At 54.4% G+C, this 14,386-nt stretch carries 15 protein-coding genes; 5 read left to right on the top strand and 10 right to left on the bottom strand.

The window, feature by feature from the left end:
* Positions 1-106 precede the first annotated feature (106 nt).
* The 4 genes from IE065_RS04165 to IE065_RS04150 all read right to left on the bottom strand — a co-directional run bounded on the left by IE065_RS04165 (position 107) and on the right by IE065_RS04150 (position 4,498).
* Positions 107-1,141, bottom strand: coding sequence for a type III polyketide synthase (locus tag IE065_RS04165; protein WP_189512147.1), 1,035 nt, complete (start codon positions 1,139-1,141; stop codon positions 107-109).
* Entirely contained in the window at positions 1,141-2,157 is a 1,017-nt protein-coding gene (locus tag IE065_RS04160) for an NAD(P)/FAD-dependent oxidoreductase (RefSeq protein ID WP_189512145.1), read from the bottom strand. Before IE065_RS04160 ends, IE065_RS04165 begins: the two co-directional genes overlap by 1 nt.
* Complete coding sequence (locus IE065_RS04155; protein WP_189512143.1) at positions 2,154-2,825, bottom strand: class I SAM-dependent methyltransferase; 672 nt, start codon at positions 2,823-2,825, stop codon at positions 2,154-2,156. The genes IE065_RS04160 and IE065_RS04155 overlap by 4 nt, the downstream gene beginning before the upstream one ends.
* A gap of 71 nt (positions 2,826-2,896) precedes the next feature.
* Positions 2,897-4,498 (bottom strand): sodium:solute symporter family transporter, encoded by a 1,602-nt coding sequence (locus IE065_RS04150; protein WP_189512141.1) that lies wholly within the window; start codon positions 4,496-4,498, stop codon positions 2,897-2,899.
* Positions 4,499-4,560: 62 nt separating this feature from the next.
* Here IE065_RS04150 and IE065_RS04145 point away from each other — a divergent pair, with 62 nt between their 5' ends.
* The gene (locus tag IE065_RS04145) at positions 4,561-5,253 is read left to right on the top strand and encodes an SGNH/GDSL hydrolase family protein (protein ID WP_189512139.1); all 693 of its coding nucleotides are present in this window, start codon (positions 4,561-4,563) and stop codon (positions 5,251-5,253) included.
* A gap of 25 nt (positions 5,254-5,278) precedes the next feature.
* On the opposite strand, the gene ruvX is transcribed toward IE065_RS04145, so the two are convergent.
* The 3 genes from ruvX to IE065_RS04130 all read right to left on the bottom strand — a co-directional run bounded on the left by ruvX (position 5,279) and on the right by IE065_RS04130 (position 7,404).
* Positions 5,279-5,755, bottom strand: a complete 477-nt coding sequence (ruvX, locus tag IE065_RS04140) for a Holliday junction resolvase RuvX (RefSeq protein ID WP_189512137.1) — start codon at positions 5,753-5,755, stop codon at positions 5,279-5,281.
* Between the two features lie 118 nt (positions 5,756-5,873).
* On the bottom strand, positions 5,874-6,095 hold the full coding sequence (locus tag IE065_RS04135) for a hypothetical protein (RefSeq protein WP_189512135.1): 222 nt from the start codon (positions 6,093-6,095) through the stop codon (positions 5,874-5,876).
* A gap of 217 nt (positions 6,096-6,312) precedes the next feature.
* On the bottom strand, positions 6,313-7,404 hold the full coding sequence (locus IE065_RS04130) for a mannose-1-phosphate guanylyltransferase (protein WP_189512133.1): 1,092 nt from the start codon (positions 7,402-7,404) through the stop codon (positions 6,313-6,315).
* A gap of 347 nt (positions 7,405-7,751) precedes the next feature.
* On the opposite strand from IE065_RS04130, the gene IE065_RS04125 reads away from it, so the two are divergent.
* Both IE065_RS04125 and moeB read left to right on the top strand, forming a co-directional pair.
* The gene (locus tag IE065_RS04125) at positions 7,752-8,447 is read left to right on the top strand and encodes a hypothetical protein (protein WP_189512131.1); all 696 of its coding nucleotides are present in this window, start codon (positions 7,752-7,754) and stop codon (positions 8,445-8,447) included.
* Between the two features lie 115 nt (positions 8,448-8,562).
* On the top strand, positions 8,563-9,708 hold the full coding sequence (gene moeB / locus IE065_RS04120; protein WP_189512130.1) for a molybdopterin-synthase adenylyltransferase MoeB: 1,146 nt from the start codon (positions 8,563-8,565) through the stop codon (positions 9,706-9,708).
* Here the strand turns inward: moeB and IE065_RS04115 are convergent.
* Genes IE065_RS04115 through IE065_RS04105 form a run of 3 tightly spaced genes read right to left on the bottom strand, consistent with a single transcriptional unit; the run spans position 9,705 to position 12,464 of the window.
* Complete coding sequence (locus IE065_RS04115) at positions 9,705-10,496, bottom strand: heme ABC transporter ATP-binding protein (RefSeq protein ID WP_189512128.1); 792 nt, start codon at positions 10,494-10,496, stop codon at positions 9,705-9,707. The two genes, moeB and IE065_RS04115, sit on opposite strands and share 4 nt — an antisense overlap.
* 2 nt (positions 10,497-10,498) lie before the next feature.
* Positions 10,499-11,551, bottom strand: coding sequence for a FecCD family ABC transporter permease (locus tag IE065_RS04110; protein ID WP_189512126.1), 1,053 nt, complete (start codon positions 11,549-11,551; stop codon positions 10,499-10,501).
* A gap of 40 nt (positions 11,552-11,591) precedes the next feature.
* Positions 11,592-12,464 carry a heme/hemin ABC transporter substrate-binding protein gene (locus IE065_RS04105; protein ID WP_189512124.1) on the bottom strand — a complete coding sequence of 291 codons (873 nt, stop codon included), beginning with the start codon at positions 12,462-12,464 and terminating at the stop codon, positions 11,592-11,594.
* Between the two features lie 91 nt (positions 12,465-12,555).
* On the opposite strand from IE065_RS04105, the gene IE065_RS04100 reads away from it, so the two are divergent.
* Together IE065_RS04100 and IE065_RS04095 are read left to right on the top strand one after the other, a co-directional pair.
* The gene (locus IE065_RS04100) at positions 12,556-13,593 is read left to right on the top strand and encodes a hemin-degrading factor (protein WP_189512122.1); all 1,038 of its coding nucleotides are present in this window, start codon (positions 12,556-12,558) and stop codon (positions 13,591-13,593) included.
* A 98-nt stretch (positions 13,594-13,691) separates the two neighbouring features.
* Complete coding sequence (locus tag IE065_RS04095; protein ID WP_189512120.1) at positions 13,692-14,372, top strand: PEP-CTERM sorting domain-containing protein; 681 nt, start codon at positions 13,692-13,694, stop codon at positions 14,370-14,372.
* Positions 14,373-14,386 lie beyond the last annotated feature (14 nt).

The raw sequence follows: 14,386 nt of genomic DNA, 5'->3' as shown, positions 1-14,386 counted from the left end.
GAACAAATAGGTTAATACCTTCAATGAAATACTAAAAAGACACCCCACCTATTGTCAAGATCAGGAAACACATAGATAGCACAAATACCCCATCAAAAAAGAGGGCTTAAGTCCCTTCCGACCAACCCAACGCACATGAGTGTGCCGCAAAACCAGCGCCAAAGCTAGTCAACCATAAATCAGCCTTATTCGACGACTGCTTCAGCCGCTCTTCGAGCGCAAACATCACCGAAGGGCTACTCATATTGCCATATTCGCGCAAAACCACTTCACTTTCCACCAGTTTCTGACCGGGCAGTGTACCGCGCAAGGCCTCAATCACGTCCCGCCCGCCCGCATGAGCAATCACCTCGCCTCTCGAAGTTCGTTGATCGTAGAGCGAGTGCACGGCCTCTCCTGCACGGGTCGGCACGCTAATATGTAACTTGTTGCGTAAGAAACCATTATGATTTACAAAACGCAATAATTCACGGTTCTCAGGCTGGTGCACAGTGGCGAATTCACTTACTCCCCACCCCCCCCCCTTGGGTGGCTCACCCGACCAAATACTGGCGCTGGCACCGTCGGCAAACAAACATAGGGAAACCAGCACACCGGCATCATTATCCGTATAAAAAGCTGCCGAGCAGATTTCCACCGCGATCACACCTACCTTCGCCGATGGATTAGCCGCAATCAGGCCCGCAGCATTCCGCAAAGAAGGAACTGCCGCGCCACAGCCTAGCCCGACCAAGTCTTGAAGAAAACAGTCTGACCGCAGGCCCAGATCCTCCGCCACGTAACTGCTCACCCCTGGGCAAAGGTAGCCAGTACAGGTGCAAATGACCAATGCATCCAGGTCTAGTGCACGCAAACCTCCTCGTTCCAACGCATCACTCAAAGCCTCACCAGCCAGCTTGGGCGCGGCACGCTGGAATTCATGATTCAATTGCTCGGGGCTACGAGTGAAGAGCTGCTCGACATCCTCCGCCGCAAAATGGCGCTTGGCAATGCCGTTGGGCTTCTTCAATAGGCGCTCCAGCAAGTATGCATAGCGAGGCTCCAATTGGCCAAGAATAGACGTGCGTTGGACCATTTCCCAGCAATCCGACTGAGTGTAGGACTGCGGAGGAACTCGATTGGCGAGGGAATGAAGATACATCAATGCGTCAGGCGAAAGAGGACATCAAAGGGCAGGAGTCGCGCTCGGGCAAGCACCGCAAGCAGATTTTGTTTCGGCGGACTGAGCAGCCACGGATGCAGCCAACGCGCAATCGCCCGACGGTGCCTGAATGATTTCTGGAGACGTTCATTAATCTCCGCCGCCGTCTGTTGCCACCCTCCCTGCCCTTCAGCAAAGCGGGTCAGCGGCTCCAAAGCCAGCGCTGCACCTTCGAGCGCCTGCGCCATGCCATTACCCGTAAAAGGTGCGATTAGCCCAGATTGATCGCCCAAGCGAACACAGCCATCAGGCTGGCTTGGCTCATAGGATAAAGCCGTCACGCCCACTGCGCTCACTGAGTCAGGCTGCCCTCCGCGGACGCGCACGGCCAATGTCCCCAGCCCACAGGCATCAAGATAGGCGGGCAAGCGGTCCACGCGGCTCGTGGCGGCGACGGGGCGTTGGCGAAAGAGCCCGCAGACGTTCACCCTCCCCCCCTCCACTGGTGCCAAACCAACATAAGCCTGTGCGCCCAAATGAAGCTCCAGCTCGCTATCTAAATCCAATTGTTGACAATGCATTTTAAGCCCAATCCATTCACTTTCACAGCGCTCACGGCCTTGTGACCAGACCCAGCCTGGTAAGTCCTCCGTTGGCCCCAGCCGCGCACCAATTCGCAGATCACCGCCCAGCGCCACAAAACGTTCAGCCAAGCGGGCGTCCAAGCTATAGCGAGAGATGCCCAATGCAGGCCGAGGCAGTTGTTGCTCATAGACCACACGGTCACCCAGCCGCCAAATTGAACGAGTTAACAGCTGTGCATCGCTCAAACTATCGCGAATGCCCAATAAATCTTGGGTCTCGTCCGTCAGTCCAGCAATGAATTCCCCACAGACACGATGGCGTGGATAATTATGCGCCTCGTGCACCACAACGGACACACCTCGTTCGCGTAGGCCAATGCCCAGTGCAAGCCCAGCCAGCCCCCCCCCCACAATCTGGATCACGTTCGTCATGCTTGCGGACGCTCCGCCAACATCCGGTATCCGCCAAGAAAAGTGTGTCGAATAGAAATCCGCCAGTCCGGTCCAAGGCCCAAAAGCGCTGGCAGCTCGTGGTCCCGGAAGCCCGCACGCACGCTGACCGCGCCGTCATGGCGCGACACGGCGCAAATTAGCGGCCCCAATGCACACAATTGCCAAAGATGTAGCCGATAGCGGGCAGGCTCGACAAAAGACAGCAAACGCAGACGCGAACGCTCGATTTTTTCTCCAAGCGCACGGAGCTGGTCATCTTGGAATTGGTGCAGGATCATGTTCCCCCAGAGGGCATCAAGGTTATTAAAGTCCGGTAGACTCAAGCAGTCAACTCGACGCCACGAAAAGCGATCTGGCCAAGATGACGGCGGCGGCGCTAAATCAATGGCGACATAATCGACGGCGTCTGGGCCCATTTCACGGGCAAGCCTCATGCCGATCACGCCTTCTCCAGCACCGAGCTCCATCACGCGATCTTTGGGACTCAGCGCGGGAAAAACACAGCGGGCAAACCAATCTGGATTCCTTAACAGAGCGTTGATCAAACGCAGATCCCTCCGATTGGCCAAAGCTTGCGGATCGTCATGCGCCAACGAATCCAGGATTTCCGGTTGAACGTTGCGTTGCATGATTTTCGAGCTTTCCATTTCTATCTTTTAGCCCAGACCAAGGCAACGAAGTTGCTTCCATATCGCAAGGTGATTCCAACACGCCCCCCCTACATGAACGCAAGGCCAACGCCAATCAGCACGCCGTAGGCGGCAAGGATCGCGACGCTGCGCCAAGTCTTCGCCGAAGGCTTTACATGCACCGCACCAGGTATCTCTCGGACGGGCTGCCGATCAATGAGCGCCACCCCCAAGCCGACCACCCAAGCCACAATGAAGCCGAAAACATTCCACCAGAGCCAGGATACGCCCGGTGCAAAAAGCCAAAGCAGAGCATTTCCCGTCAATCCGAGCAGCAGCCCCGCAATCACCGCGCGAGCCCCGATGAAACGCGTTAGCAGCCCCATTGTAAACAAGGCCAGCAGCGGGCCATTGAGCAGCGAGCCAATCTTGTTCACTGACTCAACAACCGTAGTCGCGATTCCGCCGACATAAAATGAAAAAGCCAGGCACAGCAAGCCCCAGAGAACCGTCGTCGCCTTGGACAAGTAAAGCTCCTGACGGTCGCTCAGCGGCTTTTTCTTTAGCCGGTGGACAAAGTCTTGCATCGTCACCGCACTCATCGAATTGAGCGTCGAATCCAAGGAAGACATCGCTGCCCCGAGGATGCCCACCATCACCACACCGATCAAGCCCGTGGGAAAATGCTGGAGCACGAACACTGGCAGCGCGAGGTTCCACTCCGGCTCGCCCTTGGCGTCGACATGGAGTTGGAGCGTGTCGACAAATTCCGGATAAATCGCCGCGTGGGCACCAATCGCCACGCCGAGCAGACAGTAGCTCAACACCAACGGAAAACGCAACAGCCCGCCGATGAACAAGGCTTGGTTCGTCTCGCCCACATTTCGTGTAGACAGACTACGCTGAGCCTGAGTCTGATCGCAGCCGTAGTAGGCCACATAAAGGAAAAAGCCGCCAATGAGCATTGGCCAAAAAGAATACGTTTGCCCGTCGCCCAAGCCAGTCCCTTTAAAATCGATCGCCTTCATCCGCTCGGGAGGAAACGCCGCCAAGGTGCCGGATATGCCGCCATTGATGTGCACCGCCACAAAAACCGCCGCGATAATGGAGCCGAAGATCAGGATTATCTGAATCACGTCCGACCAAATCACGGCCTTCATTCCGCCCAGAAAATCGTAGACAATTGTCGCGATCATCAAGATCAACACGGCCATGAAAAAATCCACGTTGAGCACCTTGGCAATCGTCAGGCCGACCCCGTAAATCGTCACTCCGGTCGCAAACGCGCGCAGTATCAAAAACAGCGCAGACAACAGCAACCGGGCGTTCAAACTGAACCGATCCTCCACGTATTGGTAAACCGAGATCAAGTTCATCCCGCGCAAAATCGGCATAATCAGCAGGATCAGCGCAATCATCGCAAAGGGCACACCCAGCTCGTATTGCAGCCAGACAAGCCCGCCCGAAAACGCCACAAACGCCGGCACGCCAAGCAGGCTATTCGTCGAGCACTGCGTTGCCATCGTCGACAGCGCGATCGCCCATGGGCCGCTAGAATTACTGCCAAGGTAGTAGTCTTTTCCGGTATGTTGCCCCCGGGAAAGCCAAGCGCTCATGGCAATCAGCCCAACCATATAACCGAAAATTATGATCCAGTCCAGTGGTCCGAGATTACCTTCATTAATTCCCATTGGGAGTCATTTAACGCGGATTGCGCTTGTTCGACAATGACGTTTTGAGATTATCAATAGCCATGCATCCCCACATTGAATGGCTCACGAAACGCTTTGCCCGCAACAAGCTCACCCGTCTGCTTGCTTTCGGCTCGTCCAACACCGAACGCCGCCTACCCGGCATGCACTGGTTTGACTGCCTCGACCTCGCCATTCAACAAGGTTATGGGCGCCCGCATCGCTTTATCAATACAGGCATCGGCGGTGAAACCACGCGTGAACTGCTTGCCCGCTTCGAGCAAGACGCCGCCTTTTATCAACCGCACGCCGTCTTCATCACCATTGGCGGCAACGACAGCAACCCCGCCAAGGAAATGGACGCCTCTGAATTCGAGGGAAATTTGAAGGAATTACATCGTCGCTTTACCGCGATGGACACGCGGGTCATTTTTCAAACCTATTACGCCGTCAATTCCGATGGCAGCGAGCACTACGTAAAGTTCGAAGCCTTCATGGACATCGTGCGTCGCGTTGCGGCCGACACCGACTCCGCACTCATCGATCACTTCGCACGCTGGACTCCGCTGCGCCTAAAGCATCCAGAAATTTACCTGCCGCTCATGATCGACGCCTTTCACGTCAACTACCATGGTAATCAAGTGATGGGCGTCGACCTTGCCCGTAGTTTTGGTCAACCGCTCAACCATGACAGCGGCCATTGGGACGAAGCCCTCCGCATCCAACAACTGATGGATCAGCTCTCAGTGCAATAGCCCTTATCGCGCGATTACGAATAGGTCATTCGTCGTCGTCATCGATGAACAGCGGTGTAATGCCGCCATCCAGATAATCCTGCAAAATCAATGCCGCAGCCCGCGAATCCAGATTACCGCTGCGGCGCTCCTCCTGCTTGGCCTTCACGGACACCTTGGAACGGCTTTTCTTCGGTTTGTTCGACCGCATCTGCGCCTCCGCCGCCTGTGAAGTCAGCCGCTCGTCGGTGCGATGAATTGGCAGGCCAAACTTTGCTTCCAGCTCCGCAATAAAAGCGTCCACTTCCTTGGCCTTAAAGCCGACTGAGCCATCCATATTATACGGATACCCAACGACCAACGAGCCAATGCGCCGCTGCTGAATTTCCTTGGCAATGTGGGCCACCCGCGCCTCCCGCGTCGGCTCAACGGCGGCAGGGATCGGCACCGCAAGGCGCACATCATCATCGCCCGTACTCAGGCCAATGCGCTTTTCACCGTAATCAATACCAAGGTAGTTCATGAGTTAATTTTTTTAGCCACGGATGAACGCGGATGAGCACGGATAGAAACAGTCGCTATAGAACGTCGAGGTAGGCGCGTTGTTAGCCCTCGCCTATACTAGTTTGTTGTGTGCCTCACTATAACTGTAACCAAAGATTGAATATTGAAAGCACCAAGGCTAACCAAGCCACAATTCCATAAGTCAAAAAACCCTTCCAAAACTTTCTCTTTTCAAGAATTTCAACAGCAACGTAATGCTCGGGGACAAAGCTGTTTTTCGTATAAACCAACTCTCTAAGTTCCAAATCAGTTTTAGCTTTTAGATTTTCATACAGCTCCTTATTGCTCTTTTTATTCATGTGAAAGACATGAAACTTTGAAAGTTATTTCTAAACAAAAAAGGAAAATTCCAGGTTCTTGAAAAACCACAGTCGAATCTCTTGCAGAACAGTGTGATTGATCACACATGAAAACTTACCAGTAAGCCATCCAAGATGAAGCCTAGGAGTTTGCGACGCTCCGAGAAAAATCATCCGTGCACATCCGCGTTCATCCGTGGCTAAAAAAACGGCGTCCTCACATCAGTTTTTTCCAGGTCTCGTGAGCGCCGAGTTCCTTGACCAGCTTCTTGATTTCCTGGGCCTTGGATTTCGGACAGACGAGGGTCGCATCCGCAGTGCGGACCACGATCATGTCGTCCACGCCAACGAGCGCCAACAGGTGCCCGTCATTTTCGCTGAAGACGATGTTACCGCTGCCCTGCTCTACCCAGCCAGCACCCTTGATTACATTGCCAGCGGCGTCCTGCTTGTGGTGACGCGAAACCGCGGGCCATTCGCCCACGTCGTCCCAGTCGAAAGCCGAGGGCATGGTCACGACGTTATCGGCCTTTTCCATGAGGGCGAAGTCGATGGAGATTTTGTCCAAGGTCGGATATTCGCGTGCAAGGATTTCGACGATGGATTCCTTGGCTGCAAGGGCATCCTTGATCTTGCCCAAAGCCGTGTGCAGCGTGGGCGAGTGCGCGGCAAAGGCTGCGTCAACGGTGGGCACCGTCCACACGAACATGCCGGCGTTCCAGTAATATTCGCCGGACTCGACGTATGACTTCGCGGTTTCCAAATCAGGCTTTTCAACAAAGCGCTGGACGCGGAACACGGGCAGGCCGTCGATCTCACTGTACTGCTCGCCCTTGTGCACGTAGCCAAAGCCAGTCGCGGGAAACTCCGGCTCCACTCCAATCGTCACCAACACCGGCTCTTTGGCGGCAGCTTCGAAAGCGGCACTCAACACCCGGCGGAAACCCTCGGCATCGTGGATTACGTGGTCGGCTGGCAGCATCGCAAAAACACCTTCGGGATCGCGTGCGCGAACCAGTTCCATCGCCAAACCAACGGCAGGGGCGGTGTCGCGGCCCACTGGCTCGGCAATCACATTTTCCGGCGGCAGCATTGGGCAAACCTCGACCACGGCATCGCGCTGTTCGGCGTTGGTGATAATCAAAATATTCTTTGCTGGCGCAAGGCCTTCCAGACGCTCCACGGTCTGCGTGAGCATAGGCTTATCCCCTACGATAGGCAGCAGGTGCTTGGGACGGCGTAAACGACTCTGCGGCCAGAAGCGCTCACCGCGCCCCCCAGCCATAATGACAACAAATTTTTCGGGCATGGCGGGCTAGCATGGTCAAGCGGTGGACGAATTCAACCATTTCCCGCCAAATGGCAGAATTGTGACGATTTGGATAACCAGCGCCCCGAGTTTAAAGTAAGCTTCATACTGGTCACTCCAAAGGTGGAGCCCGGTGTCCCGACCGGGCATGCGTTACCTCACCGTCAGTTGGATGAAACGGCCCGGTCGGGACACCGGGCTCCACCTTTGGATAAAGTCCAACCGAAAAAAGAGCCTCGACAACAATGTTCGGCACTTTGCTCTCACCACACTGAAGTGTTCGATGGACTGTTTATTGGAACTATAGGATTGCCAAACAGACTATCAGTCGGAAGATACAATATACCATGCGCGCTATCATTATTAACTTCACTCTACTCCTGTTGTGCATGTCTTTGTGGGCTGCCGACGACTATCGAGATTTCACCGACAAGGCTGGGCGTGTCATGCAGGCTAAGCCCGTCAGCGTCATTGGCAATCAAGTCCGTATCCAGCGGGAAGATGGCCAGGAGTTTAATGTCTCCACCGATATTTTTGCCAAGGCCGATCAGGAATTTCTTGATGAATGGATGCTGCTTCACTTGGCAAAAAACGACCGCCTATTCAAAATCGGAGCTAAGGAAGACGGCACGCGTAAGGAAAAGACTGATCGAGAGCCGATGACCTACTATAATTGGGAGGGATTTTATAAGCTGAGCATTGAAAACAAGAGCGACCTCATCTTAGACGACATTCGTGTCGAATATCGTTTTTTCGTCTTTGACGATACAATCGCCGCCCAAAAAAGAAGCGAAGGCCAAACCGATAAGACCTCTGGCGATTTGAAGATCAAGCTCATCGGCCCACGCAAAACCGTTGTAGTGGAAACCGATAAAGCCAAGATGCAAGAATCCAAGCTCGACGGTGGCTGGGTCTTCACCAACAGCGGTGACCGTGCGTCTAAAGATAAACTGGAAGGTATTCACTTGAAGGTTTTTAAGGGAGATTTGGAACTGCTGGACTACTCCGAACCCACTAGCCTGCGCGAGAAATACAAGTGGTAAATCGAGTGCTTAGTATGCCATTCACAGCAACTAAGCCTGCACCGATTTTACCGTCCGTTTTGACCTCCAAACTTTAATCTTTAACCTCGCTCCCTGCCCCGCTTGACTGGTGGGCATGTCGCTCACTCCCGAAGAAATTTCCCGCTATTCCCGGCACATTCGTTTGCCGCAGGTCGGCTTACCTGGACAGGAAAAGCTGGCCACCGCGCGTGTGCTTATCATCGGATTAGGCGGGCTCGGCAGCCCTGCTTCGCTCTATCTCGCCGCCGCTGGCCTAGGCACCCTCGGTCTGGCTGATTTCGATGTCGTGGAGCCGCATAACCTGCAACGACAGATTCTTCATGGCGACACCGATTCGGGCCGCAAAAAGCTCGACTCCGGCATTGAAAGCCTGCGCGCGATTAACCCCAAAATCGAGCTAATCCGCCACCCTGAAGGAATCACCGTGGACAACGCCGTCGACCTGATCAGCCAGTATGATTTGGTGCTCGATGGCTCCGATAATTTCCCCACCCGCTACCTGGTCAACGACGCCGCTTTTTTTGCGGGTAAACCACTGGTCTACGGCAGCATTTTCCAGTTTGAGGGCCAGGTATCGATCTTTGAACCCTGCGCAGGTGGCCCCTGCTATCGTTGTCTGTTTCCACAGATGCCAGAGCCAGGCACGGTCCCCAATTGCGAGGAAGCTGGCGTCTTTGGCGCATTGTGTGGCGTTGTTGGTAGTAATCAGGCCATGGAGTCGATCAAGCGATTGATCAATGTTGGCGAAAGCCTTATGGGCCGGTTACTTGTCATAGACTCCCTTGCCCAACGCCACCGAACGCTCAAGCTCAAGCCAGACCCCCAATGCCCTCTCTGCGGCCACACGCCTAGCATCACAGACATTCGCCCAGAAAACTACGAGTGGTCTTGCGCTGCACCCGATACCACGTCAGAAGAAATCCCCATGGAAATATCCGTTCAAGAAGCACACGCCCAATTACAACAAGCCCCCCCCCCTCTCTTCCTCGATGTCCGCGAGGATTTCGAAGTCGCGATCGCCAAGATTGACGGGGCAATTGAAATCCCCTTGGGTGAGCTACCGCTCCGTTGGGAAGCGCTCGACGCAAAGGCCCCCCTGCTCGTCTATTGTCACCACGGCATGCGCAGCCTTCGTGCCACAGAATTCCTCCGTTCCAAGGGCCTAGATGGTGCCGTTAGCATCCGGGGTGGCATCGACGCTTGGTCACGCGAAATCAACCCCGAGCTAGCGCGATATTAGTCCGGCCTGGCCAGCGTCACCAGCACCCGCTGGCCTTCGTGCTCAATCATCGTTGCTTCGACGCCAAACACGTCGCTGATAACTTCGGCGGTCAGTGCTGTGGCCACCGTTCCGCTCGCCCGCACCATCCCGTCGAATAGCACCACGCAGGTGTCAGCGTAAGCCAGCGCGAGATTGAAATCGTGCAGGATACAGGCTACCCCCACGCCCTTCGTCGCTAACAGGCGCGCCTCACGCAAACACGTGTGCTGGTGTGAAATATCGAGGTTGTTCGTAGGCTCATCAAGCAGTAAATAGCGGCTTTCAGCAGGCGTACTGTCCCCCGGCCAAACCTGTGCCAAGCAACGCGCCAGATGGACGCGTTGACGCTCCCCCCCCGACAGGCTCAAAAAATGCCGCTCCGCAAAATTGCCAATATCCGCTTGGGCCATCGCCTGCTCGACGACGGCCTCCTCATCGACGGATTTGTCCACACGGGCATGCGGCAGGCGTCCCATTTCCACAACTTCGCGGACGGTAAAATTAAAGCCCAACTGGGATGTCTGTGGCAGCACTGAGCGGCGGCGCGCCAACGCCTCAGCAGCAAATGACTTAAGTGGCTTGCCATCCAAAGTCACCGTGCCTTCCTCCGGTTCCTCCCCCCCACTCAACAGTCGAAAAAGCGAGGTTTTCCCCGCGCCATTGGGCCCAAGGATCGCAATCACCTTGCCCGGCTCGACCGCCAGTGAGACGTTGTCGACCACCGTTCGGCGGCCATAGGAGAATGAAACTTTATCCGCGCACAACATGGCTAAATGCTCAGTTCCTTTCGATTTTTCAGCAGAAGCATAAGGAAGAATGGGCCACCGATAATTGCCGTAAGAATACCGATTTGTAACTCCGCCGGAGCGGCGATCGTCCGCGCTGCAGTGTCGGCAATCAAGAGAAGAATCGCACCGCTCATAGCGCAGGCCGGTAGAAGCAGACGATGGTCTGGGCCAAAGCTCAGTCGGATAATGTGCGGTGCCACTAAACCAATGAAACCAATGCCGCCCGTGAACGCCACCGTAATGCCCACCATCAAAGCACTTATCACGATCACAAGACGCTTGATGAATGGCACGTCGACACCCAGATGATAGGCCTCTAATTCGCCGAAAAGAAAAGCATTAAGCGGGCGTCCGAGCCACATCGACGCAATCAAGCCAGGGACCAGAATAATAGCCGTAATACCGACCACCGGCCACAAAATGCCATTGAGACTTCCCAGGCTCCAAAAGGTCAAGCTCTGCAATTGCTCCGCCGTGGCGATTTTAGTCACCGCAAGCCCAATTAAAGCCCCTCCAATTGCATTAACCGCAATCCCAGTCAACAGCATCGAGGCCACATGAATACGCCCGCCGACGCGCGAAAGTTGATAAATCAGAAAGGTAATCCCCACGCCACCAGCCATCGCGCAGATCGGAGTCGCGGCGAAAGTCAGCCAACCGCCAGTCAGCCCCATGGAAGGCAAAATGATTATCCCCACGACGGCCCCCATCGCTGAGCCGCTGGAGACGCCAATCAACCCTGGATCAGCAAGCGGATTACGAAACAACCCCTGCATGAGTGCACCCGCCACCGCCAGACCAGCGCCCACCAGTATTGCCATCACAATGCGCGGCAGACGTAGTTGCCAGATGATTGGATCGACCGCTATTTTTTCGGACGAAAAAGTCATGCGATCAAGCAAGACTTGTCCGATCTCGCCCCAACTGATCTTCGTAGGGCCAATGCCCAGCGCAGCCCACGCCAGCATTAGTAAAATAAAGAGCAAGGCGACGTGGATCCAAATCCGACGCTTTTCCGGGATGCGCAGAGGCATAGCTGAATAACTAGAACGGAGCAGCTTAGTAACGCAAAAGCTATTTCGCTGACTCGGCCAAATGGGCGTGCCAGCGATTGACTGCCTCACCCAACCGTGGCCCGAAGCTCAAGTCGTCCATCGGCACGCCATAGACTGCGCCAGTGCGCACCGCCGTAACGCCAGCGAGGCCAGGCAGTTTCTTCATTGCCTCCACACTCTGTGGGCTCGCCCCGTGGCTATCAGACACACCGACGAAAATCACATCCGGGTTGACCTGAATCAGCGATTCGATCGACATCGGCTGAAAGTTTTCAAAATCATCGACCGCATTTTTACCACCAGCGAGATGGATCAACTCGCTCGAACGCGTGCCCTTGCCACCAGCGCGGCCAGCCCCGCTCGCACTGGGGGGGGCTAGGAAAAAGACTACAGTGGGCCGCTTCGCCCAGTTCTCGCTTGTTGCCTGAGTCTCCGCAATAGATGCCTTCACCTCGTTAATGATCGTTTCAGCACGCGCCGATTCACCAAGCTTGGCACCAACTTCACGTAAACCAGTCTCCAACGCCTCAACAGTGTTGGGCTCTGGGCACCAAATGATTGGCACCGACATTTGCTTGAGCATTTTCTTGGCGGCGGGGGGCCCTAAGGACTCCGTGGTCACGACTAAATCGGGACGCATTGAAAGAACACCCTCTGGAGAAATATTACGAATGTAGCCCACCGATGGCAGCTCATGAACTTCGGCTGGATACGTACTGGATAAATCCACGGCAACGACCTGATCTCCAGCGCCCAAAGCAAAAACAATCTCCGTTGCTGCTCCGCCAACGGTTACAATACGTGACTGACTTTCGGCCTGGGCCGAAACGGTCGCCAATCCTGCAACCATGGTTAAACTCGTCAGGAACCCCTTTAGATGAAATTGAGACATAATTTCAAAAAGTTGGTTTTTCTGGTTGACGTGGGCAAGCCTTTTCTCGCTGATGGGACTCGTTCTCAAGATAAACCTTCTAATCATTTCAATGAACACGACTACTGCATCCCTTTCCGAGCGATACGCCGAGCTTAAAGCCGCCGAGCCAAAATTACGCATACGCGATTACGCAAATCGCTTGGGTGCAACTGAGGCTGAACTCGTCGCTGCTCAATGTGGCTGCACGGCAACTCGCCTGAAGGTAGAAAACTGGGCAGAATTCATGAAAGAGCTCAAGCCTCTTGGCCGCGTCATGGTGCTGACTCGTAACGAATACTGCGTGCACGAACGTAAAGGCAGCTATGAGAACATCAGCGACCACGGTGGACGTATTGGCTTGGTAACGGGCAAAGACATCGACCTACGCCTATTCTATTCAGATTGGACCCACGCCTTCGCCGTAACCGCGCCGAGCCGTGACACAGAGCTAAAGTCCATCCAATTTTTCGACCACCATGGCGACGCGATCCATAAGGTTTATCCTCAAGAAGAAGCCAAGGCAGACGTCTATCAGGATCTAGTTAACCGCTTCGGCCACGAAGATCAAAGTGCCGACCTCACCGTCAAACCCAAATCAGCAAAAGAAGCTCCGGCTTCAGTAGATGCAGAGCGTCAAGAGAAATTCCTTGAGGGCTGGGCCAACTTGAAGGACACCCACGATTTCTTTCCCTTGCTCGCCAGAAATAAGGTCAGCCGCTACCAAGCAATGGAAATTGGTGAAGGTCGCTTTACCCGCCGTATTGAAAATGACGCTGCCCGTCGTCTACTCGAGCAAGCCCGTGACCAGGAAATGTCGATCATGGTTTTTGTTGGCAACGACTCAGCAATCCAGATCCACACTGGTCCCGTTAGCAAACTCGTCGTTTTCGGCGAATGGTTTAACGTGCTTGATCCTGACTTCAATCTGCACCTCAACGAGCAAGGCATCGCCAGCAGTTGGCACGTCGTCAAGCCCACCACTGATGGTGACGTAAACGCAATCGAACTCTATGACGCCAATGGCGACATCATTGTCCAGTTCTTTGGTGCCCGCAAGCCTGGCATCCCTGAACGTGAAGACTGGCGTCAGCTCTCCAAGAGTCTGTAAATCTGTCGCGCCTTCCTCTCGGCAGGCGCTTCATTTTAAAGAAAAATTGAGACTGAATCCCACTTTTGATAATTAGAATAATTCCAAATAAGAATCCAATGAACAAGCAACTCACCACCACCTTAATTTTCGCCCTCAGCGCAGGCAGCGCAATGGCGATGCTGGACATCACCTTGCCCGGCAATTCAACGCAGTCCAATTGGGCGAATCTGAACGGCGACGTCTATACGGAACCAACCTATCCAGTTTTTGCTGGTAGCTTTGCTATCGAAACGGACCCATTTGAGGCACCAATAGCCGCGGATGCTGGCAGCGCAGAGTTTACCAAAGTCTCCGGCGGCGGCTTATTCTTCCCTCTAAGCTTCGGTGGCTCCCTCTACAATGGCAATACGCCAGGCACCTACACTATCTACGATAATTCGCCAATCGCTGGCTTGGAAACCGTTGTCTTCCAAACAGATGCAGGTTCTGAAATGATGGTCGCCCCAGTCCTCAGCTTCAATAGTGGTGCGCAAAACCTAGCCGCAGACTTCACCGCCTCGGTAACGGGTGATTTCGATACCACCGTTTACGCTTTCCAATGGGATCTTTCGGGCATTTTCGACACCATTTCAAACTATGAAATTGTGTGGACGACACCGCCGCATAACGCCAACTACGCCATGCAAATCAACGCGGGCGACACCTTTGGTCAAGCCATTCCTGAGCCATCCACCTACGCCTTAATCCTTGGTGCAGCCTGTGGTGCCCTTCTTTTGATGCGTCGTCAAAGACGTTAGTTAAAGCCAAGCAA

The organism is Cerasicoccus arenae (assembly GCF_014651635.1).
GTDB classification, from domain to species: Bacteria; Verrucomicrobiota; Verrucomicrobiia; order Opitutales; family Cerasicoccaceae; genus Cerasicoccus; species Cerasicoccus arenae.
The sequence above is the reverse complement of the archived record's forward strand: the minus strand, read 5'-3'. Positions and strand labels throughout refer to the sequence as shown.

Excerpts from the sequence above, each read along its gene's own strand:
- IE065_RS04125 (WP_189512131.1), top strand. The coding sequence starts at position 7,752 with ATGCGCGCTATCATTATTAACTTCACTCTACTCCTGTTGTGCATGTCT.
- IE065_RS04155 (WP_189512143.1), bottom strand. The coding sequence starts at position 2,825 with ATGGAAAGCTCGAAAATCATGCAACGCAACGTTCAACCGGAAATCCTG.
- ruvX (WP_189512137.1), bottom strand. The coding sequence starts at position 5,755 with ATGAACTACCTTGGTATTGATTACGGTGAAAAGCGCATTGGCCTGAGT.
- IE065_RS04160 (WP_189512145.1), bottom strand. The coding sequence starts at position 2,157 with ATGACGAACGTGATCCAGATTGTGGGGGGGGGGCTGGCTGGGCTTGCA.
- IE065_RS04115 (WP_189512128.1), bottom strand. The coding sequence starts at position 10,496 with ATGTTGTGCGCGGATAAAGTTTCATTCTCCTATGGCCGCCGAACGGTG.
- IE065_RS04100 (WP_189512122.1), top strand. The coding sequence starts at position 12,556 with ATGAACACGACTACTGCATCCCTTTCCGAGCGATACGCCGAGCTTAAA.
- IE065_RS04135 (WP_189512135.1), bottom strand. The coding sequence starts at position 6,095 with ATGAATAAAAAGAGCAATAAGGAGCTGTATGAAAATCTAAAAGCTAAA.
- moeB (WP_189512130.1), top strand. The coding sequence starts at position 8,563 with ATGTCGCTCACTCCCGAAGAAATTTCCCGCTATTCCCGGCACATTCGT.
- IE065_RS04150 (WP_189512141.1), bottom strand. The coding sequence starts at position 4,498 with ATGGGAATTAATGAAGGTAATCTCGGACCACTGGACTGGATCATAATT.
- IE065_RS04105 (WP_189512124.1), bottom strand. The coding sequence starts at position 12,464 with ATGTCTCAATTTCATCTAAAGGGGTTCCTGACGAGTTTAACCATGGTT.
- IE065_RS04095 (WP_189512120.1), top strand. The coding sequence starts at position 13,692 with ATGAACAAGCAACTCACCACCACCTTAATTTTCGCCCTCAGCGCAGGC.
- IE065_RS04165 (WP_189512147.1), bottom strand. The coding sequence starts at position 1,141 with ATGTATCTTCATTCCCTCGCCAATCGAGTTCCTCCGCAGTCCTACACT.
- IE065_RS04110 (WP_189512126.1), bottom strand. The coding sequence starts at position 11,551 with ATGCCTCTGCGCATCCCGGAAAAGCGTCGGATTTGGATCCACGTCGCC.
- IE065_RS04130 (WP_189512133.1), bottom strand. The coding sequence starts at position 7,404 with ATGCCCGAAAAATTTGTTGTCATTATGGCTGGGGGGCGCGGTGAGCGC.
- IE065_RS04145 (WP_189512139.1), top strand. The coding sequence starts at position 4,561 with ATGCATCCCCACATTGAATGGCTCACGAAACGCTTTGCCCGCAACAAG.